The 21,469-nt window shown below is 63.3% G+C and carries 18 protein-coding genes; 6 read left to right on the forward strand and 12 right to left on the reverse strand.

The annotated features are described in order from the left end of the window. The first annotated feature begins 1 nt into the window (after nucleotide 1). The gene (locus tag ACEVBK_RS16000; protein WP_375055895.1) at nucleotides 2–367 is read left to right on the forward strand and encodes a PilZ domain-containing protein; all 366 of its coding nucleotides are present in this window, start codon (nucleotides 2–4) and stop codon (nucleotides 365–367) included. Here the strand turns inward: ACEVBK_RS16000 and radA are convergent. Then, nucleotides 364–1,731: a DNA repair protein RadA gene (radA, locus tag ACEVBK_RS16005; RefSeq protein ID WP_375055896.1), complete on the reverse strand. Its 1,368-nt coding sequence runs from the start codon at nucleotides 1,729–1,731 to the stop codon at nucleotides 364–366. The genes ACEVBK_RS16000 and radA overlap by 4 nt on opposite strands. A 71-nt stretch (nucleotides 1,732–1,802) precedes the next feature. Here radA and ACEVBK_RS16010 point away from each other — a divergent pair, with 71 nt between their 5' ends. Further along, complete coding sequence (locus ACEVBK_RS16010) at nucleotides 1,803–4,079, forward strand: PilZ domain-containing protein (RefSeq protein ID WP_375055897.1); 2,277 nt, start codon at nucleotides 1,803–1,805, stop codon at nucleotides 4,077–4,079. On the opposite strand, the gene serB is transcribed toward ACEVBK_RS16010, so the two are convergent. Beyond that, complete coding sequence (gene serB, locus ACEVBK_RS16015; RefSeq protein WP_375058590.1) at nucleotides 4,030–5,007, reverse strand: phosphoserine phosphatase SerB; 978 nt, start codon at nucleotides 5,005–5,007, stop codon at nucleotides 4,030–4,032. The two genes, ACEVBK_RS16010 and serB, sit on opposite strands and share 50 nt — an antisense overlap. A gap of 117 nt (nucleotides 5,008–5,124) precedes the next feature. Here serB and ACEVBK_RS16020 point away from each other — a divergent pair, with 117 nt between their 5' ends. Then, a complete protein-coding gene (locus ACEVBK_RS16020; protein WP_375055898.1) occupies nucleotides 5,125–5,664 on the forward strand; it encodes a hypothetical protein in 540 nt (179 codons plus the stop codon). A 50-nt stretch (nucleotides 5,665–5,714) separates the two neighbouring features. Here ACEVBK_RS16020 and deoD read toward each other — a convergent pair whose 3' ends face one another. The 8 genes from deoD to ACEVBK_RS16060 all read right to left on the reverse strand — a co-directional run bounded on the left by deoD (nucleotide 5,715) and on the right by ACEVBK_RS16060 (nucleotide 14,994). Then, nucleotides 5,715–6,434, reverse strand: coding sequence for a purine-nucleoside phosphorylase (deoD, locus tag ACEVBK_RS16025; RefSeq protein ID WP_375055899.1), 720 nt, complete (start codon nucleotides 6,432–6,434; stop codon nucleotides 5,715–5,717). A gap of 422 nt (nucleotides 6,435–6,856) precedes the next feature. Continuing rightward, nucleotides 6,857–8,074, reverse strand: coding sequence for a phosphopentomutase (locus ACEVBK_RS16030; RefSeq protein ID WP_375055900.1), 1,218 nt, complete (start codon nucleotides 8,072–8,074; stop codon nucleotides 6,857–6,859). Then, nucleotides 8,071–9,402: a thymidine phosphorylase gene (gene deoA / locus ACEVBK_RS16035; RefSeq protein ID WP_375055901.1), complete on the reverse strand. Its 1,332-nt coding sequence runs from the start codon at nucleotides 9,400–9,402 to the stop codon at nucleotides 8,071–8,073. The genes ACEVBK_RS16030 and deoA overlap by 4 nt, the downstream gene beginning before the upstream one ends. Next, a complete protein-coding gene (gene deoC, locus ACEVBK_RS16040) occupies nucleotides 9,402–10,175 on the reverse strand; it encodes a deoxyribose-phosphate aldolase (protein ID WP_375055902.1) in 774 nt (257 codons plus the stop codon). The genes deoA and deoC overlap by 1 nt, the downstream gene beginning before the upstream one ends. Nucleotides 10,176–10,366: 191 nt before the next feature. Further along, a complete protein-coding gene (locus ACEVBK_RS16045) occupies nucleotides 10,367–11,647 on the reverse strand; it encodes a NupC/NupG family nucleoside CNT transporter (RefSeq protein WP_375055903.1) in 1,281 nt (426 codons plus the stop codon). Nucleotides 11,648–11,817: 170 nt separating this feature from the next. Then, nucleotides 11,818–12,609 (reverse strand): TatD family hydrolase, encoded by a 792-nt coding sequence (locus tag ACEVBK_RS16050; protein ID WP_375055904.1) that lies wholly within the window; start codon nucleotides 12,607–12,609, stop codon nucleotides 11,818–11,820. 81 nt (nucleotides 12,610–12,690) lie between these two features. Then, nucleotides 12,691–13,941, reverse strand: a complete 1,251-nt coding sequence (locus ACEVBK_RS16055; protein ID WP_375055905.1) for a urate hydroxylase PuuD — start codon at nucleotides 13,939–13,941, stop codon at nucleotides 12,691–12,693. Nucleotides 13,942–14,400: 459 nt separating this feature from the next. Next, complete coding sequence (locus ACEVBK_RS16060; protein ID WP_375055906.1) at nucleotides 14,401–14,994, reverse strand: tRNA-uridine aminocarboxypropyltransferase; 594 nt, start codon at nucleotides 14,992–14,994, stop codon at nucleotides 14,401–14,403. Nucleotides 14,995–15,177: 183 nt separating this feature from the next. Between ACEVBK_RS16060 and ACEVBK_RS16065 the strand changes: the two genes are divergently transcribed. The 3 genes from ACEVBK_RS16065 to prfC all read left to right on the forward strand — a co-directional run bounded on the left by ACEVBK_RS16065 (nucleotide 15,178) and on the right by prfC (nucleotide 18,510). Next, on the forward strand, nucleotides 15,178–16,407 hold the full coding sequence (locus tag ACEVBK_RS16065; protein ID WP_375055907.1) for a sulfite oxidase: 1,230 nt from the start codon (nucleotides 15,178–15,180) through the stop codon (nucleotides 16,405–16,407). A 53-nt stretch (nucleotides 16,408–16,460) separates the two neighbouring features. Then, complete coding sequence (locus ACEVBK_RS16070) at nucleotides 16,461–16,772, forward strand: c-type cytochrome (RefSeq protein WP_375055908.1); 312 nt, start codon at nucleotides 16,461–16,463, stop codon at nucleotides 16,770–16,772. 151 nt (nucleotides 16,773–16,923) lie between these two features. Further along, nucleotides 16,924–18,510 carry a peptide chain release factor 3 gene (gene prfC, locus ACEVBK_RS16075; RefSeq protein WP_375055909.1) on the forward strand — a complete coding sequence of 529 codons (1,587 nt, stop codon included), beginning with the start codon at nucleotides 16,924–16,926 and terminating at the stop codon, nucleotides 18,508–18,510. Between the two features lie 354 nt (nucleotides 18,511–18,864). On the opposite strand, the gene ACEVBK_RS16080 is transcribed toward prfC, so the two are convergent. After that, entirely contained in the window at nucleotides 18,865–19,995 is a 1,131-nt protein-coding gene (locus tag ACEVBK_RS16080; RefSeq protein WP_375055910.1) for an ABC transporter ATP-binding protein, read from the reverse strand. Between the two features lie 17 nt (nucleotides 19,996–20,012). After that, nucleotides 20,013–21,467: a glycoside hydrolase family 32 protein gene (locus ACEVBK_RS16085; protein WP_375055911.1), complete on the reverse strand. Its 1,455-nt coding sequence runs from the start codon at nucleotides 21,465–21,467 to the stop codon at nucleotides 20,013–20,015. Nucleotides 21,468–21,469 lie beyond the last annotated feature (2 nt).

Raw genomic sequence — 21,469 nt, forward strand, 5'->3', positions numbered from 1 at the left:
CATGGCCGAGCGCAGACTGTTTTCCCGAATCGGGCTCCAGGCCAAAGCCTGGCTTGTCGATGGTGCCGGCCATAATCACCATACTCTGGTGCGAGATCTGTCCCTGCACGGCGCCCTGGCCGTCGTGGACGAAGGCTGGGCCGGGCAGAACGGTGACGAGTTCGATCTGGTACTCGACCTGGATGGCCATGGCCAACGCATCATCATGCATACCAGCCAGCGCCACCACCACGGCGTCTGTATCGGGCTGGAATGCCGGCGTATGGATATCGACAGCGCCGCCCATCTGCGCCGGCTGGTGGAGCTGAACCTGGGCAACGACGAGCTGTTGCAGCGCCAGTTCGCCCAGTTGGTGGACGAGGATTAAAGCGCCGCCAGCGCCTCGTCCAGTTTTTTCACCGCGATCACTTCCATGCCGGCAGGTGCCTGCTTGGGCCTGTTTGACCAGGGCACAATGGCACGAGTAAAGCCGTGCTTGGCCGCTTCCATCAGTCGCTCCTGGCCAGAAGGCACCGGGCGGATTTCACCCGACAGTCCGACTTCGCCGAACACCACCAGTTCCTGGGGCAGGGCCCGGTCGCGAAAGCTTGACACCAGCGCCAGCAGCAACGCCAGGTCGGCACTGGTATCTTCGACCCGCACCCCGCCGACCACGTTGACGAACACATCCTGATCCGCCATCTGCATGCCGCCGTGACGGTGCAGCACCGCCAGCAGCAGCGCCAGCCGGTTGTGTTCCAGGCCCACCGTGACCCGTCGCGGATTGGCCAGTTGGGAGTAATCCACCAGCGCCTGCAGCTCCACCAGCAACGGCCGGGTCCCCTCCCAGATCACCATCACCACCGAGCCGGTAGTCTGCTCCTCGCCCCGGCTGAGGAAGATGGCGGAGGGGTTGCTCACTTCCTTCATGCCGGTCTCGGTCATGGCGAACACCCCCAACTCGTTCACCGCCCCGAAGCGGTTCTTGTGGCTGCGCAGGGTGCGGAAGCGGCTGTCGGCGGCGCCGTCCAGCAGCACCGAACAATCGATGCAGTGCTCCAGCACCTTGGGCCCGGCCAGGGTGCCGTCCTTGGTGACATGGCCCACCATCAGGATCACCACCCCCTGCTGCTTGGCGAAGCGGGTCAGTTGGGCCGCCGCTTCCCGAACCTGGGATACCGAGCCCGGCGCCGACTGCACCTCGGCCACGTGCATCACCTGGATGGAGTCGATCACCATCACCGCCGGCCGCTCTTCCCGGGCGACATGACAGATCTGTTCGACACTGGTTTCCGACAGCATGCGCAGCTGATCCTTGGGCAACCCCAGCCGCTGGGCCCGCATCGCCACCTGCTGCAACGACTCCTCGCCGGTGACATAGAGGGTCTTCATCCTGCTGGCCAGACCACACATCACCTGCAGCAACAGGGTGCTCTTGCCCGCCCCCGGGTTACCCCCGATCAGGATGGCCGAACCGGGCACCAGACCACCGCCCAGCACCCGGTCCAGCTCCTTGAAGCCGCTGCCGATACGGGGAATCTCGGTCAGTGCAATTTCATCCAGGGTTTGCACCTTGTTGTCCTGCACCCCGGCATAACCGGCAAAACGACTGTTACGACCGGCAGAACTGGCGGGCGCCAGTCGGATCTCGCTGATGGTGTTCCATTCCTTGCACTCGGAACACTGGCCCTGCCAGCGGGGGAACTCGGCGCCACACTCGCCACAGACAAAGGCAGTTTTGGACTTGGCCATGCTTGCTCACTCATTCATTAACGAGCTGTTATACTGGACCAAGTTTTTCGCCTACTCAACCCAAAGCCAAGATGGATCTTAGCCCCTATAAATCCCTGCTCAATAAACTGGTTCCTCTCAGCTATCACCATGATCTGGAAGGGTTGCTGGAGAATCTGCTGCCCGAGGCCGACAGTGCCACCCGTTTCCAGCTGCAGGCGGAAGTACGCCGGCTCACCAGCCCCTGCCTGCGGGTTCTGGATCTGCGCAGCCTGTTTCCGGACCAGTGCCGACTGGTTCGCCACCAGGGGCTGGATCATATGTTGCCGGCGTCACTGGATACGCGCTTTCACAAACTGTTGGCCAGTTATAACGGCGAATATACCCGGGGTCTTTACGAAACGCTGATCGCCGAACTGGCGGCCCTGCGCAAACTGCCTTCCCAGTTCAATTCCCTCCCCTGGCACCTGCCGTCCATGGGCATCCGCCGCAAGGAAAGCCGGCTGCGCTTCGTCACACCGGTATTGCTGCACCTGCCGGAGGAGCAGATCAGGGCCAACAGCCTGGATATTTCGGCGGGCGGCTTGATGGCACAGCTGGCCGGGCCCCGCCCCCTGCCGGAGCAGGTGCTGGTGTCCCTGCCCGAGTTGGCGCACCAGCCCGGACTGCGTTGCCTGGCCAACCCCAAACGCTATCGACTGACCCAGAGCCAGGATGATCCCTCCCGCCTCAAGATGCAGCGGACGGAAGAGGATGCCGACTGGCAACAGGCCTTGCTGCAGTTTATCGATCAGAACCGCCCTCGCTACGGCCTGGACGCAGAGGATCTGTACAACACCGCCCTGGCCCAATGCTGGGGCAATGCCCTGCTCGAAACCAGCCTCAGCCTGTCGCTGTTTTTTGATAAAGAGGGGGAACTGCAAGAAGTGCTCGCCAATCGCCATGGCCACAAGACCCTGGCGCAATGGCGGCAGGATACAGCCGGTGACCTGCTCTCGACCCTGTTATCCCCGGAGCGGGTGCTGCAGATGGGCCGTCAGCCGCAACAACCGCTGCTGCTGTACAGTTTCCACCATCAGGGTCAAAGCCAGGCCTTCTATTTCGTGGCCGATCAACATGAGCTGGAACAGCGGCAGGCCTATTCGGTATTCGTGAACGAAGGGCTGAGAAGCGGCACCCTGCAAAGCTACTATCTGACCGTTCGCCCGCTCACCTTTACCGATCAGGCGATAGAAGCCCTCGATCAGCAGGGACTAGGCCGGCTGCAACGGCTGAAATGGCATATCTGGCTGACCCCCATGCCTCCCCTGCTCACCCCGGTGTCGGCCGAGAGCAAAATGCAACAACTGGCGCCTTTTATCCGCAACGTCAGAGCCCGGACGGTGAACATCACGCCCCTGGGGCTGCAGGCCTCCAAACGGCAGGAAACCCGCTTCAAGTACCAGAGCGAAATCGAACTCAACATCGGCGGGCGGACGATACAGGGCCAGACCGAGGACCTGTCGAACAGCGGCCTGAAGATATCCTTGCACCATGCCGAGCGGCTCGATCTGCCCTGCCTGGTCAGTATCAGCCTGACCGAGCTGGGTAAACGCAGCCGCCGCTGGAAACTGAAAAACCTGTCCTACCGGGTAGTGAACCAGAGTGGTGACGGCAAGATACTGCACCTGCATATCGAAGGGTCACACGAGGCTCACGCGGGCTACCAGTTCGTCTCGGCGCTGCTCGAACAGAATCAGGACAAGCTGCGCGCCCGTCCGGATACCCATCACCGGCCGGCCTGGCTGACCTGGCTCAATCGCCAGGCCTTGCAGCAACCGCCGTCACCCACTTTTATGCTGGGACGAAACGACAGCGGTTTTTATGTGCAGGGGGCCATCGCCTGCCTTGCCCAACAGGCACTGATGTCATTTATGTCCAACGAGTACCAGCAGGCCCACTTCAGCCGGCTGGCATCACGGCAATTGCTGCAGTCGCTCATTACCACCCTGCTGCGTCCGGACGGCAAAAGCCACCTGACCATGGAAGTCTGGACCGCCACCGCCGTCGACGGCAGCAACAAACAATGGCAACTGATCGATCCGGACGCCGTCAGACGCGCCTTTCTGCTCAATCCGCACCATGCCGGGGAACTTCGGGTCAGCCTGCTGGTCCTCAACCGGCTGCAGCTGCGCCAGATTGACTACTTCGTGCCCGAGTGGGACAGCCTGACCCAGACCGCCCTGCACAAGACCCAGCAGCTCGAACAGCAGCTGGCGGAGCTGGCAGCGCTCTGCCAGGTATTCGATATCACCGACATGGTCAGGTGGCGGCAGACCCTCAATGGGCCTGCAGTAACCCCAGCACCCCTTCCAGGCTCAACCGGTTAATACAGACCGGCGCCTGCTCCTGAACCAAGGGTTTGGCATGCAGGGCCACCCCCAACCCGGCCTGGGCCAGCATCAGCAGATCGTTGGCACCGTCGCCGATGGCCACGGTCTGACCGATGGGTATGCCATGCTCATGGGCCAGATCGACCAGGATGTTGGCCTTGGCTTCGGCGTCCACGATGGCACCCAGCACTTCGCCGGTAAGCTTGCCGTCGCGGATCTCCAGGGTATTGGCAAACACCGCATCCAGCGCCAGGGTTTCTTGCAGGTGGCAGGCGAAGGGAGTAAAGCCGCCGGAGGCGATGGCCACCTTCCAGCCCATCTGCTTGAGGCCGGCAACCAGTTCGGTCAGGCCGGGCATCAGCGGCATACGGCCGATCACCTGGTCGATAATGGCGGCATCGGCTCCGGCCAGCGCCTTCACCCGACGGCGCAGGCTTTCGGAAAACGGCAAGGCGCCTTCCATCGCCGCCCGGGTGATGGCAGAAACTTCGTCACCCACACCGGCCAGGGCTGCGATTTCATCGATACATTCGATCTGGATGGCGGTGGAATCCATGTCCATCAGCACCAAGCCCGGTAGCGCGGCGCTGGGCAACGCCGGCACACAGGCCAGATCCCAGCCCTGGGCCACCGCCTGCAGCCGGGCCTTTAATACCGGTGACCAGGCCGACAGACGCAGGCTCAGCAGATCCCGCCCGGCCACCACTTTCACCGCGGACACTTCCACGTCGATCCCTTCGTCATCCAATATAAGCAGGCTATGGTGCAGGGCCGCTTTTTCCAGTTGTTCCGCCAGCAGGACCAAGTGCCCGCCGGCAGTGGCCAGCTGTCCCGGGGCCAGGCGCCCCTGCTGCCAGACATGGGCACCGGAGGCCAGCGCATCTGCCCAGTCACGAACCTTCTCGGGTAATACATCCATTAACAGTGCCACTTGGGATTCCTTTATTCACACATTCACAAATAACCGGCGCTCAGGGTAGCGTATTGCTTTTTCGCCAGGCAAGGGACAATATTGGCCGTTATGCTGAAAAAGAGCCCTTTCATGTCCAAATCCCTGCCTCTGCTGCTGGTCGCACTGCTGGTATCGAGCACCGGCTGGCAACTGGCACAAGTAACCGAACTCGGCCAGCGTTGGCGGCAACTGCCCCAGCGCTCCCTGGCCGAGCCGCTGGCCGACTACGCCCAGCTCCAGGCGGTGCGAGCCCTGCTGACGGAAGACGGCGACAGCCAGCAACAGCTGGCGGACGAACTGGTCAGCGCCGGCCTGGTGGTATCGGTTCAGCTCTATGACGGTGGCGGCCGGTTGCTGGCGGAGGCGGGCAACGCCGCCGGCGGGGCCCCCCTGGCCTATATCCGGTCACTGCATCACGAAGAGCGGCCGGTGGGCTTTCTGCACCTGGCTCTGGATCCTTCGCTGCTGACCAGCCTGCAAAGCGGTATCTGGCACCAGTTGCAGCGTCATCTGGGCTGGCTGCTGCCCATGTCTTTGCTGTTGGGGATCTTGCTGGGGCTGGGACTCGCCCGCTGGCGCGGCCGGTTCAAACGGCAGGAGGCGGAAGGCCCGCCCCCCGAAAGAGCCTGATGATGATCGTCGCGAGCGATGGCCCGCAGATCATCGACAGGCTCTGGATGTCAGGCTAAGTCGCCCAGCAGTACCGACTCCAGCGCCACTTCCATCATGTCGTTGAAACTGGTCTGACGCTCGTCGGCGCTCAGGGCTTCGTGACGCAGTATATGATCGGACACGGTGCAGATGGTCAGGGCCCGGGCACCGAACTCGGCGGCCACGCCGTACAGACCCGCCGCTTCCATCTCTACCCCCAGGATGCCGTAGTCCTTCATCAGCTGGAACAAATCCGCCTGGGGCGAATAGAACAGATCCGCCGAGAAGATGTTACCCACCTTGACCGGCACGCCTTTGGCCTTGGCCGCCGCCACCGCATTGGCCACCAGCTCGAAGTCGGCGATGGCGGCAAAGTCATGATCCTTGAAACGGATACGGTTGACCTTGGAGTCGGTGCTGGCGCCCAGGCCGATCACCACGTCGCGCAAGTTGACGTCGTCGCGCACGGCGCCGCAGGAGCCGATGCGGATCAGGGTGTTTACGTCAAACTCGGTGATCAGTTCCTTGGCGTAGATGGACACCGAGGGGATGCCCATACCGTGGCCCATCACGGAAATCCGCCGGCCCTTGTAGCTGCCGGTGAAGCCGAGCATGTTGCGTACCTTGTTCACCAGCTTGACGTCGGACAGGAAGGTGTCGGCGATGTACTGGGCGCGCAGCGGGTCGCCGGGCATCAGTACGGTATCGGCGAAATCGCCGCGTTCGGCGTTGATATGTGGAGTAGCCATAATATTCCTCGTTAATCTTGTCGGTTACATCAAAACTGAAATCATTTCTTCCGTCCCGCTCACGCGGGCGGGCCCCGGGTTTCGAACCCGAGTGAGATGCGGTGCACTCGGCCAAAGCGCACTGCTCCGCCGACACGCCGTAAACCCATCCCTGGGGGCTCCGCCGCGCCATCCCTGGCGCGAAGGGTCGGCAAAGCAGCACCCTTTGCCCTTTTCAAAACTCCTGTGCCGCCTGCTGCCTTCCTAGCAGACCACTGCGAGGCTTGAAAGAGGTCACAGGGATTACCTCCGCCGACCGTCACATGCCAGGGATGGCATGTGCCGAGCGCCACAGCGACGTGCTCGCAGCGTGTCGGTGGAGGTGGCCCTGTGTCCTCTCGCTGGCCGCAACAGACAGCCTCGCAAATATCGTAAACAGCTTCTTATAAAAACGACTTGCCGTAATCCATCGGGCTCAGGCCGAAATAGGCCGCCAGGGACTGGCCGATATCGGCAAACGTCTCGCGCCCGCCCAGGGAGCCGGCCGCGAGGCCACCGCCCAGGCAGATCACCGGGATATGCTCACGGGTGTGGTCGGTGCCGGTCCAAGTCGGGTCGCAGCCGTGATCGGCGGTCATGATCAGCAGATCGTCCGGCTGCATGATGGCCAGCAGCTCGGGCAGGCGGCAATCGAAGGCCTCGAGGGCGGCGGCGTAGCCGGTCACGTTGCGGCGGTGGCCGTAGCTGGAGTCGAAGTCGACGAAGTTGGTCATCACCAGGGTATCGTCGCCGGCCCGCTTCACTTCCTCCAGGGTGGCATCGAACAGGGCGTCCAGACCGTTGGCCTTGACCTTACGGGTGATGCCGCAGTGGGCGTAGATGTCGGCAATCTTGCCGATGGACACCACTTCGCCGTTGTTCTCCTCCACCAGCTTCTGCAGCACCGTCGGCGCCGGCGGCGCTATGCTGTAGTCGCGGCGGTTGCCGGTGCGTTCGAAGTCGGCGGCGCTCCCGCCCTTGAACGGTCGGGCGATGACCCGGCCGATGTTGTAGGGCATCAGCAGCTCGCGGGCGAGCTCGCACAGTTCATAGAGCCGCTCCAGGCCGAAACTGTCTTCGTGGCAGGCAATCTGGAACACCGAGTCCGCCGAGGTGTAGCAGATGGGCTTGCCGGTGCGCACATGCTCTTCGCCCAGCTGTTCGAGGATGGTGGTGCCGGAGGCGTGGCAATTGCCGAGAATACCCGGTAGGCCCGCCTTGTCGACCAGCTCGTCGAGCAGGGATTGGGGGAAGCTGTGCTCGGTATCGCTGAAGTAACCCCAGTCGAACAGCACCGGCACTCCGGCGATTTCCCAGTGCCCGGATGGGGTGTCCTTGCCGGAAGACAGCTCCCGGGCATAGCCGTAGCTGCCGATGACGTCGGTGGGCAGGGTCACCCCCTCGGCCACCCGGCCGGTGCTCTCGGCATGGGCGTGGAACAGGCCGAGCCGGCCCAGGTTGGGCAGCCGGAGCGGCCCCTGACGGCCGTTGTCCGCCTCGCCCCGGGCACAGACGGCGGCGATATGGCCCAGGGTATCGGCCCCTTCGTCGCCGAATTGGGCGGCATCGGGCGCGGCGCCGATGCCGAAGGAATCCAGTACCAATACTATTGCGCGTTTCATTCTGCCTCCCTCTGACGGATCACGTCATAAATCATATGGGGCGCCTCTTCCTGTTGTTCGCCCAGAATCATGGCCCGGCGCAGCTGCTCCGCCGCCCGGGCGAAGTCGTCCTCGCTGCGGGCATGGATGGTCGCGAGCGGCGTGCCGACCTCTATCTTGTCGCCGATGCCGGCGATGGCAGTCAGGCCGACGCTGTGGTCGATCACATCGTCCGATCGGCGCCGCCCGCCGCCCAGCCCGACCACCACCATGCCGATGTCACGGGTGTCCATGTCCACCACATAGCCCGCGGCGTCGGCCAGCACCGGCTTGATGATCGGCGCCCTGGGCAACCGGCGCTCGAAGCTGGTGAGGATATCGACCGGGCCACCGAGCCCGGCCACCATCCGCTCGAAGCGTTCGGCGGCCTGGCCGGAGTTGAGCGCGCCGTAGAGCTTGCCCCTGGCGTCGCTTTCGTCATCCGCCAGGCGACCCGCCAGCAGCATTTCCACCGCCAGCGCCTCGGTCACCTCATAGAGGCGGCCCTGGCGGATGTCGCCCTTGAGCATGGCGATGGCCTCGGCTACTTCCACCGCGTTGCCGGCACAGCTGGCCAGCACCTGGCTCATGTCGGTAAGCAGGGCCGAAGTCGGGGTGCCGGCGCCATTCGCCACGGTAACGATGGCTTCCGCCAGCTCCCGCGACGCCGACGCCGTGGGCATAAAGGCGCCCGAGCCCATCTTCACGTCCATCACCAGGGCGTCCAGGCCGCAGGCCAGCTTCTTGCCGAGGATGGAGGCGACGATCAACGGAATGGACTCGACGGTGGCGGTCACGTCCCGCACCCCGTACAGCCGCTTGTCGGCGGTGGCCAGGCTGCCGGTCTGGCCGATGATGGCCACCCCGACGTCTCTCACCAACCGGCGGAAGTCGGCGTTGGAGGGCACGATATTGTAGCCGGGAATGGACTCGAGCTTGTCCAGAGTACCGCCGGTATGGCCCAGGCCACGGCCGGAGATCATCGGCACATGGGCGCCGCAGGCGGCCACCCAGGGCCCCAGTACCAACGACACCAGATCGCCCACCCCACCGGTGGAGTGCTTGTCCACCACGGGACCATTCAGGCCCATGCCGGACCAGTCCAGCACCTCACCCGAGTCGCGGATGCCGAGGGTCAGACCGATACGCTCCTCGTCGTTCATGTCGTTGAAGTACACCGCCATGGCAAAGGCGCCTATCTGAGCCTCGCCGATACTGCCGTCGGCAATGCCCTTGACGAAGAAGGCGACTTCCTCGGTGCTCAGTGCCAGGCCGTCGCGCTTGTGGCGGATGATTTCCTGGGGCAGCATCAGTAGCCTCCTTCGGCGGCACCCTTGTCGCTTTCACCCAAAGTATGCAGCAAGTTGGCCAGCAGGCTGGAGGCTCCGAAGCGGAAGTGGGCAGAGCTAATCCAGTTGGAGCCCATGATGCTGGCGGCCAGTTGCAGGTATTGCTGCGCCTCTTCGGCGGTGCGTACGCCGCCGGCGGGCTTGAAGCCGATGTCCTTGCCACAATCGCGGATCACCTTGAGCATGATATCGGCGGATTCCAGGGTGGCGTTAACCGGCACCTTGCCGGTGGAGGTCTTGATAAAGTCGGCACCGGCCTCGATGGCAAGCTCGGAAGCGCGCCGGATCAAGGCCGGCTGCTTCAGTTCGCCGCTTTCGATGATGACCTTCAGCAGCACCTCGCCGCAGGCGGCCTTGCAGGCGCGCACCAGTTCTAGGCCCAGCCGTTCGTTGCCGGCCAGCAGGGCGCGATAAGGAAAGACCACGTCTACTTCATCGGCGCCGTAGGCCACGGCGGCACGGGTTTCCCGCTCGGCAATCTCGATGTCGCCGTTGCCGTGGGGGAAGTTGGTGACGGTGGCGATCTTCACTGCTCCTTCCACGCCCAGCTCACGCAGGGTCTTGCGGGCCACGGGAATAAAGCGCGGATAAATGCAAATGGCGGCGGTGTTGCCGGCCGGGGTAACCGCCTGTTGGCACAGGGCGATCACCTTGGCATCGGTGTCGTCATCATTGAGGGTGGTCAGATCCATCAGGCCCAGGGCCTGGCGGGCTGCGGTGTGTATGTCTGTCATTTGCTTCTCCAGTCTTCACTAGGTGTGAACGAGCGGACTTGGTTCCTTGAAGACAGTTTAAATCCGTTTAACCGCAAATAGTGGCGGCCGAATATCCGGCTGTTGCTGATACCTGCCGAGCAAGTCGGCCAACCGGCATTGGCTGCCAGGCGACTCATCAACAGACCGGAGAAAGGGCTCGCCTAATCCTTTTACAGTGCCGCCAGCGCCAGGAAGAAACCGGCGATGGTGGCGGACATCAGGTTGGACAGGGTGCCGGCCAACACCGCCTTGAGGCCGAAGCGGGCGATGTCGTGGCGGCGGTTCGGCGCCATGCCGCCCAGGCCGCCGAGCAGGATGGCAACAGAGGACAGGTTGGCGAAGCCGCACAGGGCGAAGGAGATGATCGCCTTGGTATGGTCGGACATGACCTGGCCGGTGCCTTCCACCAGCAGTTCGTTGCTAAGGTAGGGGGCGAAGTTGATGTAGGCCACGAATTCGTTGACCACCAGTTTCTGGCCGATAAAGGAGCCGGCGATGGTGGCCTCTTCCCAGGGCACGCCCAGCAGGAAGGCCAGGGGCGAGAACAGCCAGCCGAGCAGCAGTTCCAGGCTCAGGTTGTCCATGCCGAACCAGCCGCCGACGCCGCCCAGCATGCCGTTGATCAGCGCGATCAGGCCGATGAAGGCGAGCAGCATGGCGCCCACGTTCATCGCCAGGATCATGCCGGAGGTGGCACCGGAGGCGGCGGCGTCGATGATATTGGCGGGGCGTTCTTCTTCCGGAATGTCGGCGTCGGCCTGGGACTCGTCCATATCGGGAGTTTCGGTCTCGGGCATGATCAGCTTGGCGAACAGCAGGCCGCCGGGCGCCGCCATGAAGGAAGCGGCGATCAGGTATTCCATGGGCACGCCCATGGAGGCATAACCGGCCAGTACCGAGCCGGCCACCGAGGCCAGGCCGCCGCACATGACCGCGAACAGCTCGGAGTCGGTCATCTTGGAAATAAAGGGACGTACCACCAGCGGGGCTTCGGTCTGGCCCACAAAGATATTGGCGGTGGCGGACATGGACTCGGTACGGGAAGTACCCAGCACCTTCTGCAGGGCACCGCCCAGGATGCGGATCACCCACTGCATGATGCCCAGGTAATAAAGCACGGCGATCAGCGAGGAGAAGAAGATGATCACCGGCAACACCCGCAGGGCGAAGATAAAGCCGAGCCCGCTGCTGAAGGCGGCGTCACCCACCAGGCCGCCGAACAGGAAGCCCATGCCGTCGTTGGCATAGGAAATGACCTGGGAAACGCCGGCGGAGATGGACTGGAGAATGTCCTTGCCCACGGGCACATAAAGCACGAAGGCCCCCAGACAGGCCTGAATGGCGAAGGCACCACCCACGGTGCGCAGCCTGATGGCGCTGCGATTGCTCGAAAACAGTATGGCGATAAGGATCAATGTCACCATCCCCACCAGACTCATGATCAACGTCATAGTTCTATCCTTTCAGTAGCAGCTAAAAACAAAAGCCCGACAGTCATTGTCAGTTGGGCGGGATTATACGAGTTCGCTGAGAACAGAATAGGAAAATGGGTGCAATAATCGAGCAAAAAGGCAATAAAATTATGGTTTTTAGAACGAAAACGTTTTTCTTGAGGGCGAGCTCAGGACCAGCCGAACAGCCGGGAAACGTTCCGTTCGAGTTGTACCGCCAGGATGCCCTGCTCTTGCCGGCGCAGTTCCGCCAGCGAGGCCAGTACCAGCGGCAACCGGACGGGATGGTTGGGCTGGCCTTGGAAGCCACACAGCGGCATGTCGGGCGCGTCGGTTTCCAGCACCAGAGCTTCCACCGGCATGCTGGCCAGGGCACGGCGGGTTTTGCTGGCCCTCGGGTAGGTGATGGTGCCGCCCACCCCGAGGTGAATCCCCAGTTGCCAGAACGCCTCGGCCTGCTGCAATGAGCCGGAAAAGCCGTGCACCACGCCCCCCCCGGGCGGATAGCGCCGCAACCATTTCAGCAGGCGGTCGTGGGCCTTGTGGCTGTGTAGTATCACCGGCAGCTCCCGCTCCCGGGCCAGTCGGAGCTGAACGAGCAGCACCTCTTCCTGCCGCGCCATCGGCAGCTCGATGGCTCCGTCCAACCCCATCTCGCCCAGGGCGATACAGCGGCTGTCGGCCTGATCCAAGGCCTGCACCAGCTGCTGTTGCCAATCGTCGGCAGCCCGCGCCACACACCAGGGATGCAGTCCCAGGGCGTAATAGAGACCGGGGAGTGACCGGCACAATAGGGGCAGACGCGGCCATTGCGCCTCTTCCACTCCCGGGATCACCAGCCGGTGCACGCCGAGCGCCCTCGCCCGTTGCCAGTGGCCGGGCCTGTCGTCGTCGAAGGCGGCAAAGTCGAAATGGCAGTGGCTGTCGGTCAGCAGCATGGGACGGAATGGTGGCGGAAACATGGACCCAGCTTAACCGCTGAACCTCAAACGGCAAAGCCCGCGTGATGCGGGCTTTGCAAAGGATAACAACACAGGAAAAACTTAGTTGCCGCTCCAGGCCGCGATCATGGCCCGCTCCTCGTCAGTCATCTGGGTCAGGTTGGCCAGCGGCATATAGCCGTTGGCCACCACCTGCTTGATCTGGCGCGCCAGATGCTGGGTCTGTTGCTCGGTCTCCAGCATCATGCCTGCAGGCGCGGAAGGAAAGCCCGCCTGGGTCGGCTGGGCCGCGTGGCACTGCACACAGCGGGCTTCCATAATGTCCTGCACCTGGGCCAGGGTAACAGAGGAAGCCGCCTGCACCTCGGCAGCGTCCTCGGTCACCTCACCGGATACCGGCGCAGAAACAGCGACCGGCGCCCGGCTGGCCGGAGCACCAATCCACACCACCGCCAGGATCAACAACACCCCCACCGCCGGGTAGGCCGGCTTGTGCTGACCGGAATGCATCAGCACGAAGTACTGACGGATCAGGGCACCGGCGAAGATGAACAGCGTCATGATCACCCAGGCCTGGGGATGGTTGTAGGTGAAGGAGTAGTGGTTGCTCAGCATCAGCAACAGCACCGGCAGGGTGAAATAGGTGTTGTGCACCGAGCGCTGCTTGCCGCGCTTGCCATCGATCGGGTTCGGGGTCTCACCGGCTTTCAACGCTTTCACCATGCGGCGCTGGCCCGGAATGATCCAGAAGAATACGTTGGCGGACATGGCGGTGGCCATGACGGCACCGGTGATCAGAAAGGCGGCACGACCGGAAAAGATCTGGGTGCTCAGGTAGGCGACCACCACCATCATCACCGCCACGGCGATACTGAGCACGCCGTCGCGCTCCATGTTGGGGCTGATGCGCTTGCACAGCTCATTGTATACGACCCAGCCCGAGGCCAGGAACACCAGGGCCACGATGTTGGCCTGCCAGCCGGTCATACCGGCTGCCCACTCCCAGGGGGAGCTATGGTTGACCAGGTAGAAGCTGGGGTTGGTCATGTACAGCAGGGCGAACAGGGCAAAGCCCGACAGCCAGGTGGTGTAGGACTTCCAGAACGACCAGTGTAAATCATCCGGCAGTTTTTCCGGGCTGGTGGCATACTTCTGGTTGTGGTAGAAACCACCGCCGTGTACGGCCCACATCTCGCCGAACACGCCTTTCTTCTTGCATTCTTCCGACTTGGGCGGCTTCAGGCCGTTGTCCAGCATCACGAAGTAGATGGACTCACCGATCCAGGCGACGGCAGCAATGACGTGCAGCCATCTCAGCAACAAGTTACCAAATTCCAGCAGATACGCTTCCATGGTATTACCTTCTCTGTTTCATATTTATTACTTAGACCCTAGCGCATCGAAACAGATGCCCTGCCTGCTTGGGGCGGGAGCTGAGACCACATGCGCTGCCTTCTTGGTTCAAACTGTATACAGTTTAAAATTTAAAATGTTGACAATTTGTGGTTTGATTTTTTTCAATTATATGATGATTGTCAATGTTATTTAACAAGAAATTTATTTTCAGCACCGGATTTCCGGTCTTGAAAAGCCAAAGAAACACTTAAAAAACCATATATATCATCACGATGATACTTTTTGACCAGCCAGGCCATCTTGGTAGCCCCCGTGGCGGCCGGAGCCAGGCCTCGGGCGAGATCCTGTCCCAGAATAACGGATCCGACGACGGGATGAGTAGAAAAATGGGAGATAAGGTATCGGGACTCGTGTGCCGATTCTTGTATACACTGCCATCAGATTCCGAACGGAACCCTATTCCTGGTGATGAAGTTGGTCCAGGGAGTCCTTCCCTGTTCTCCGCGGCTGATGGGCCTGAAACAGCGCAACGCGGGTGTCCAACAGTCGGTACAAAGGCCGGGGATCAAAATGGCAGGACAGCCTGTGCAACACATGGGCCAGGCTTTCCAGGGTTGACAGAGCCTGGCCGCCCGGTCCCTTGCGAATGGCGTAACGGCTGGCGGGAGCCTGACTGAAGCTCAGCCTCGGCAGATCTGGCAACCAGGGATTGAGATACAGCAGGCGGCGGGTCTTGCGCCAGGTGCCGTCCAGCACGATCAGCCCGTCTATCGGCACGCCCGGGCCCGGCTCGCCACCATCCAGATCAACCGCGTCCCCACCGGGATACAGCAGCCACCAGTTCCCCAATGGGGGCGCCATGGTTTCCGCCACCTCGACCCTGAGCCCACTCAAGCCCAATTGCAGCAGCGGCACCGTACTCTTGGCGTTCCTCGCCTCCGAGGGATGCTGCAGCACCACCACCGGCAGGGGGCAGGGCTGGCGGCGGATTGCGGCACACAGGCAGGCATTCAGCGGCAAGCGGCAGCCTCGGCAGTATGGGCGGGGCATGGAGCAACCTTTTTCGACGGAAAACCCGGATGATAGCGACAACAGCCGCCGGGATGAACTCTTTTACATCAGACAATGTTAATGAAGCGTTTGTTGATTGACACTTTTTTAACCAGGGCTTAGACCTTTATAGAGTCGTTGCGATGAAACGCAGCCCAAAGCGGAACCATAAGGAGATTGGTCGTGTCTGTATCCCCCCACAGCGAACATGAAAGCGCCCCGGCCCCCACCGGCCCCGTCAACCTGGAACGTCGCCAACTGATGCTGGGCAGTGCCGGCCTGCTGGCCACGGCCGGACTGGTGGGCTTCTCGCCCCTGGCCAGGGCCCAGGGGGCGCCCCTGCCGGATTATGTCGGCTGGAAAAACGCCGATGCCCTGATAATGCACAGCGCCAGTACCCTGGAAACCAAGCGTGATGCCATCGGTCGCGGGATACTCACCCCCAGCGATCAACTGTTCGTGCGCAACAACCTGCCGGCCCCCGACAGCAGCATCATGAATGACACCGAAGGATGGGAGGTGCAAATCGAGGGCGTCAACAACCCCAGAGCCCTGAGCCTGGCCGAGCTGAAGCGCATCGGCGTGGAAACGGTGGTCAGCGTACTGCAGTGTTCCGGCAACGGTCGGGCCTTCTTCCCCCATGGCGCCAGCGGCACCCCCTGGACGGTGGGTGCCGCCGGCTGCGTGGCCTGGACCGGGGTCCCGCTGCGCGAGGTGGTACGCGAGCTGGGTGGCGTGGTCGACGGCATGAACTACCTCACCGGCACCGGCGGCGAAACCATCCCGGCGGGCCTGGATCCCAAGTCGGTCATGGTGGAGCGCTCGGTGCCGCTGGCGGCGCTGGAGCAAGCCATGCTGGTATGGGAGATGAACGACGCCCCCCTGCCCCTGGCCCACGGCGGCCCGGTGCGGCTGGTGATCCCCGGCTACTACGGTGTCAACAACGTCAAGTACGTCCGGCGACTCGCCTTCACCGCCGGGCAAACCGATGCCAATATCCAGGCGTCCGGCTACCGGGTGCGGGAAGTAGGTGTGCCGGGATCGCCGGATCAGCCCTCCATGTGGGAAATGCCGGTCAAGTCCTGGGTGACCTCGCCGCTGACCTCGGCCACCGCCGGGCGCAGCCTGATCTACGGCGTGGCCTTCGGCGGCGTACACGGGCTGGCCAGGGTCGAGGTGTCGGTCGACGGCGGTAACCGCTGGGCCGAGGCGCGCTTCCTCGGACCGGACCTGGGCCGTTTCGCCTGGCGCCCCTTCGTGCTGGCGACCGAGCTGGCCCCGGGAGAATATCGCCTGGTCAGCCGGGCCACCGACGACCGGGGCCAGGTGCAGCCGGAAGAGCGAACCGACAACGAACGGGGCTACGGCCACAACGGCTGGAAGGATCATGGCGTTACCGTCACCGTCGCCTGACTCACGGTCGGGCCGGCAGTCCTGCCCGACCGACAAGGCCACAAGGAGTCTTAATGCTGCGACTGATACTGCTGCCCCTCGGCCTGTCCCTGAGCCTGACGGCCCAGGCCGGGGGGGATGTCGAGGCCGGCAAAATGATCTTCATGGAGCTGGCCCAGCCTTCCTGTGCCCTCTGCCATAGCCTGCGGGATGCGGGGGCCGAAGGCCAGATAGGCCCCAGTCTCGACGAACTCAAGCCCACCGAAGCGCAAGTGGTGCAGGCCGTCACCAACGGGGTAGGCATCATGCCGGCCTTCAAGGACAGCCTCAGCCCCGAACAGATCGCCGACCTGGCCCGCTACGTGGAGCGGGCGGTAAGGCCGTAGCCGTACCCCGGCTGAAGATGAATGGTGATGATCTGTCGATTGAGGATCCGGCGCGGATCGGGGACAATAGGCGCCGTTATCTCTGTCGCTCATCGAGTAAAGGGCGCCAGCGCGCTTTTCGCTCCTTCATCAAAGTAGAAGATTGCCGACCATGTCATCACCATTCCAGCAGGAAGTGGCCAAGCGCCGCACTTTCGCCATCATCTCGCACCCCGATGCGGGTAAGACCACCATCACCGAAAAGGTGCTGCTGCACGGGCGCGCCATCCAGACCGCCGGCACCGTCAAGGGCCGGGGCTCCAGCCAGCACGCCAAGTCCGACTGGATGGAGATGGAAAAAGAGCGGGGCATCTCGGTCACCACCTCGGTGATGCAGTTCCCCTACAACGACCGCCTGGTCAACCTGCTCGACACCCCTGGGCACGAAGATTTCTCGGAAGACACCTACCGCACCCTGACCGCGGTGGACTCCTGCCTGATGGTGATCGACGCCGCCAAGGGTGTGGAAGACCGTACCCGCAAACTGATGGAAGTGACCCGGCTGCGCGACACCCCCATCGTCACCTTCATGAACAAGCTGGACCGGGACATCCGTGACCCCATGGAGCTGCTGGACGAGGTGGAAACCGAGCTCAACATCATGTGCGCCCCGGTCACCTGGCCCATCGGCAGCGGCAAACTGTTCAAGGGGGTCTACCACCTGCACCGGGACGAGACCATCCTCTACCAGTCCGGCCAGGGCCACACCATTCAGGAACTGCGCATCGTCAAGGGCCTGGACAACCCCGAGCTGGACCAGGCCATCGGCGACGACTTCGCCGCCCAGCTGCGCGAAGAGCTGGAGCTGGTGATGGGCGCCTCCCACCAGTTCGACCGGGAGCTGTTCCTGTCCGGCGAACTGACCCCGGTGTTCTTCGGCACCGCGCTCGGCAACTTCGGCGTCGACCACATGCTCGACGGCCTCACCGAGTGGGCGCCGGCGCCGATGCCGCGCCAGACCCATGAGCGGGCGGTGGAGGCCTCGGAAGAAAAGTTCTCCGGCTTCGTGTTCAAAATCCAGGCCAACATGGATCCCAAGCACCGGGACCGCATCGCCTTCATGCGTATCGTGTCCGGCAAATACAGCCAGGGCATGAAGATGAAGCACGTGCGCATCGGCAAGCTGGTCAACATCTCCGACGCGGTGACCTTTATGGCCGGTGACCGGGAGCGGGCGGAGGAAGCCTTCGCCGGCGACATCATCGGCCTGCACAACCACGGTACCATCCAGATCGGCGACACCTTCACCCAGGGCGAGGATCTCAAGTTTTCCGGTATTCCCAACTTCGCCCCCGAGCTGTTCCGCCGCATCCGGCTGCGCGATCCGCTCAAGCAGAAGCAATTGCTCAAGGGCCTGGTGCAGCTGGCGGAAGAGGGCGCGGTGCAGGTGTTCCGCCCGTTGGACAACAACGACCTGATCGTGGGCGCCGTGGGTGTGCTGCAGTTCGACGTGGTGGTCGCCCGGCTCAAGTCCGAATACAACGTGGACGCCATGTACGAAGCGGTGAACGTGTCCACCGCCCGCTGGGTGTACGGCAAGGATCCCAAGAAGCTGGACGAGTTCCAGCGCAAGATGTCCCTCAACCTGGCGCTCGACGGCGGCGACAACCTCACCTATATCGCCCCCACCATGGTCAACCTCAACCTGACCCAGGAACGCTACCCGGATATCCAGTTCCGCAAGACCCGGGAACACTGACAAAACGGCGCCCAAGGGCGCCGTTTCTTTGTATTTCCCTGTGTGATCTAAATCACCGATCGGTTTAAAACTTGATCGGTCAGATGTTTGCTGTTGCCACCTGGCGAAGAGGCAACAGGGAGGACAAAGGGAACGGCTCCGCCGACCCTCCGCGCCAGGGAAGGCGCGACGGAGCCTCCATGGGGCGAGCTTGCTCGCCGTAACGAACCATTTCGACCTGACCGAACATCCAGTGAATGTTCGCAGCAGGCAGAAACGGTGAGTATCAGGTCCCGAAGCGTGTCGGTGGAGGTAGCCCTGTTGTCTCTTCCCTGGGCCGCAATAGACAGCCTCGCAAAGGGCGTAAACAGGTTATCAGGCGGCGTCCAGTATCCTGGCCACCCGGGGCGCCTTCTGCTGCTGTAGCAGGCTGCAACAGCCCTCGCTGGTGTCGAACAGGTGCAGGTGCTCCAGCCGGAAGCCGGCCCGGATGCTGCTGCCCCGGCGGATCAGGTGGCCGCCGTCGGTCACCACCACCACCTCGTCCTCGCCGGCGTAGCGGCTGTAGGCGAAGGTGCTGCCGCCCAGGGCCTCCACCACCTCCACTGCCAGCGCCAGGCTGACGTCCGCCGGTTCGTCCACCAGCAGGTGCTCGGGCCGGATACCCAGCAGCAGCACCTCCCCCACCGTCGCTTCCCGATCCAGGACCAGTTCGAAGCACTCGCCGCCGCTCAGCCGCAGCCGGGCCTGACGGCCCTCGGCCGCCACCACCTCGGCGTTGAGGAAGTTCATCCGCGGCGAGCCGATAAAACCGGCCACGAACTGGTTCACCGGGTTGTGGTAAAGCTCGAGCGGCGCCCCCACCTGCTCCACCCGGCCGTCACGCAACACCACTATCTTGTCGGCCATGGTCATGGCCTCCACCTGATCGTGGGTCACGTAGACCATGGTGTTGCCGAGCTGCTCGTGCAGCTTGGAAATCTCCACCCGCATCTGCACCCGCAGCTCGGCGTCCAGGTTGGACAGGGGCTCGTCGAACAGGAATACCTTGGGGTTGCGCACTATGGTGCGGCCGATGGCCACCCGCTGCCGCTGGCCGCCGGACAGCTGCTTGGGCAGCCGGTCGAGCAGGTGCTCCAGCTTGAGGATGCGGGCGGCCTCGCCCACCCGCTGGTTGATCTCATCTTTGCTCTTCTTCGCCAGGCGCAGGCCGAAGCTCATGTTGTCGCGCACCGTCATGTGCGGGTAGAGGGCATAGGACTGGAACACCATGGCGATGCCCCGCTCCGAGGGCGACACCTCGTTGACCCTCTGGTTGTCGATGATGACGTCGCCCCCGCTCACCGACTCCAGCCCGGCGATCATGCGCAGCAGGGTCGACTTGCCGCAGCCCGAGGGGCCGACGAACACCACGAACTCACCGTGCCGGATGTCCAGATCCACCCCGTGGATGGTCTGCACTTCGCCGAAGCGCTTGATCACCTTGTTCAGTACTAAATCCGCCATTTGCTTGCGTCCTCCGCTTATGCGCTTCGGCTCAGGCCGAGCCAGTGTCCTTGCTCCAGCACCAGGCTGCCCCATTCCACCTCCAGCCGGCAGCGGCGGGGGCTGTCGCCGAACAGCAGCTGGGTCATGCCGTAGCGGCCGTCGTCCAGCAGCAGCTCCGCCGAGCAGCGATCCAGCAGCAGGTCCAGGCTGAGCGGGCGAGGGGCGCCCAGATCCAGCTCGTAGTCGTGGGGGTAGTGCTCGTCGAATTCCGCCACCCCGGTCCGGCCCCGGCGCCGGCTGCGCAGGCCCAGGCGGCCGTCCCGGCGGAACAGGATAAAGTCCGCCTCGCCGGTGGGGCTAATGCGCAGTTCGCTCCCTTCCGCAAGCTCAAGCGCCAGCTGCAGCCGGGCCGCCTCTGGCCAGTCGGCGGCCAGCAGTTCGCCGGCACCATGCTCGCCGCAGGCCAGCACCCGTTCCGGCCGCTCGAAGGCCTCCAGCTCGGCCACGAAGGCCCGGTGCAGGCGCAGCCCCTGGTCGGTGGCCTTCAGGGCCAGGGTCTGGGGCAGGCTCATGGCCGAGCGCCAGTGGCCGGTGGGGGTCTGGTTGGCGTAGGGCCAGCAGCTCATCCAGCCCAGCACCAGGCGGCGGCCGTCCTCGGCCGGCACCTCGGCCCAGGTCTGGCTGGCGTAGTAGTCGCGGCCATGGTCCAGCCACAGCACGGTGTCGGCCGCATTGTCATTGACGAAGCGCTCGCCGTCGAAGCGGCCCACGAAGTACTGGGTGCCGGAGCCGGAGGCATAGGCCTGGCGCTGGATGCCGACAATCAGTATCCAGCGGGTCTCGTCGCTGCCCGCCACCGGGATCTCGAACAGATCCGGGCATTCCCAGGCCAGGTGATCGTGGGCGCCCTCCCCTTCGCCGAACTCGGAGCAGAACTGCCAGTCCAGGCCGTCGACGGAATGGTAGATGCCCACCTTCTGGCCCAGGGTCACCACCATGATCCAGCGCTGGCTGGCTGGGTGCCAGAACACCTTGGGATCGCGAAAATCCTGCAGCCCCGGGTTGGGCAGCACCGGGTTGCCGGCATAGCGCTGCCAGCGGCGGCCGCCGTCGGTGCTGTAGGCCAGCCCCTGGGACTGGGGAAAGTCCCGGTCGTCCTCGGCCTTCTCGGCGGCGATGGTGTAGTAGGCCAGCAGCCCTCCCTCCGGCCCCACCAGGCCGGTGCGGTTGGCGGCATCGGCGGTGGCGGTGCCGGAGAAGCACATGCCCGCGGCGTCCGGCGCCAGGGCGATGGGCAGATGCTCCCAGCTCAGCAGATCCCGGCTCACCGCGTGGCCCCAGTGCATGGGCCCCCAGACGGTGTCCATGGGATGGTACTGGTAGCAGAGGTGAAATTCGCCCCTGTGATACACCAGGCCGTTGGGGTCGTTCATCCAGCCGAAAGGCGGGGTGAAGTGGAACAACGGACGGTAAGGGTCCTGCTTGGTCATCT

It is taken from the genome of Zobellella sp. DQSA1 (genome assembly GCF_041950555.1).
GTDB lineage: Bacteria > Pseudomonadota > Gammaproteobacteria > Enterobacterales > Aeromonadaceae > Oceanimonas.

Coding starts and splice junctions, on each gene's coding strand:
- ACEVBK_RS16000 (WP_375055895.1), top strand. CDS start 2: ATGGCCGAGCGCAGACTGTTTTCCCGAATCGGGCTCCAGGCCAAAGCC.
- radA (WP_375055896.1), bottom strand. CDS start 1,731: ATGGCCAAGTCCAAAACTGCCTTTGTCTGTGGCGAGTGTGGCGCCGAG.
- ACEVBK_RS16010 (WP_375055897.1), top strand. CDS start 1,803: ATGGATCTTAGCCCCTATAAATCCCTGCTCAATAAACTGGTTCCTCTC.
- ACEVBK_RS16020 (WP_375055898.1), top strand. CDS start 5,125: ATGTCCAAATCCCTGCCTCTGCTGCTGGTCGCACTGCTGGTATCGAGC.
- deoD (WP_375055899.1), bottom strand. CDS start 6,434: ATGGCTACTCCACATATCAACGCCGAACGCGGCGATTTCGCCGATACC.
- ACEVBK_RS16030 (WP_375055900.1), bottom strand. CDS start 8,074: ATGAAACGCGCAATAGTATTGGTACTGGATTCCTTCGGCATCGGCGCC.
- deoA (WP_375055901.1), bottom strand. CDS start 9,402: ATGCTGCCCCAGGAAATCATCCGCCACAAGCGCGACGGCCTGGCACTG.
- deoC (WP_375055902.1), bottom strand. CDS start 10,175: ATGACAGACATACACACCGCAGCCCGCCAGGCCCTGGGCCTGATGGAT.
- ACEVBK_RS16045 (WP_375055903.1), bottom strand. CDS start 11,647: ATGACGTTGATCATGAGTCTGGTGGGGATGGTGACATTGATCCTTATC.
- ACEVBK_RS16050 (WP_375055904.1), bottom strand. CDS start 12,609: ATGTTTCCGCCACCATTCCGTCCCATGCTGCTGACCGACAGCCACTGC.
- ACEVBK_RS16055 (WP_375055905.1), bottom strand. CDS start 13,941: ATGGAAGCGTATCTGCTGGAATTTGGTAACTTGTTGCTGAGATGGCTG.
- ACEVBK_RS16060 (WP_375055906.1), bottom strand. CDS start 14,994: ATGCCCCGCCCATACTGCCGAGGCTGCCGCTTGCCGCTGAATGCCTGC.
- ACEVBK_RS16070 (WP_375055908.1), top strand. CDS start 16,461: ATGCTGCGACTGATACTGCTGCCCCTCGGCCTGTCCCTGAGCCTGACG.
- prfC (WP_375055909.1), top strand. CDS start 16,924: ATGTCATCACCATTCCAGCAGGAAGTGGCCAAGCGCCGCACTTTCGCC.
- ACEVBK_RS16080 (WP_375055910.1), bottom strand. CDS start 19,995: ATGGCGGATTTAGTACTGAACAAGGTGATCAAGCGCTTCGGCGAAGTG.
- ACEVBK_RS16085 (WP_375055911.1), bottom strand. CDS start 21,467: ATGACCAAGCAGGACCCTTACCGTCCGTTGTTCCACTTCACCCCGCCT.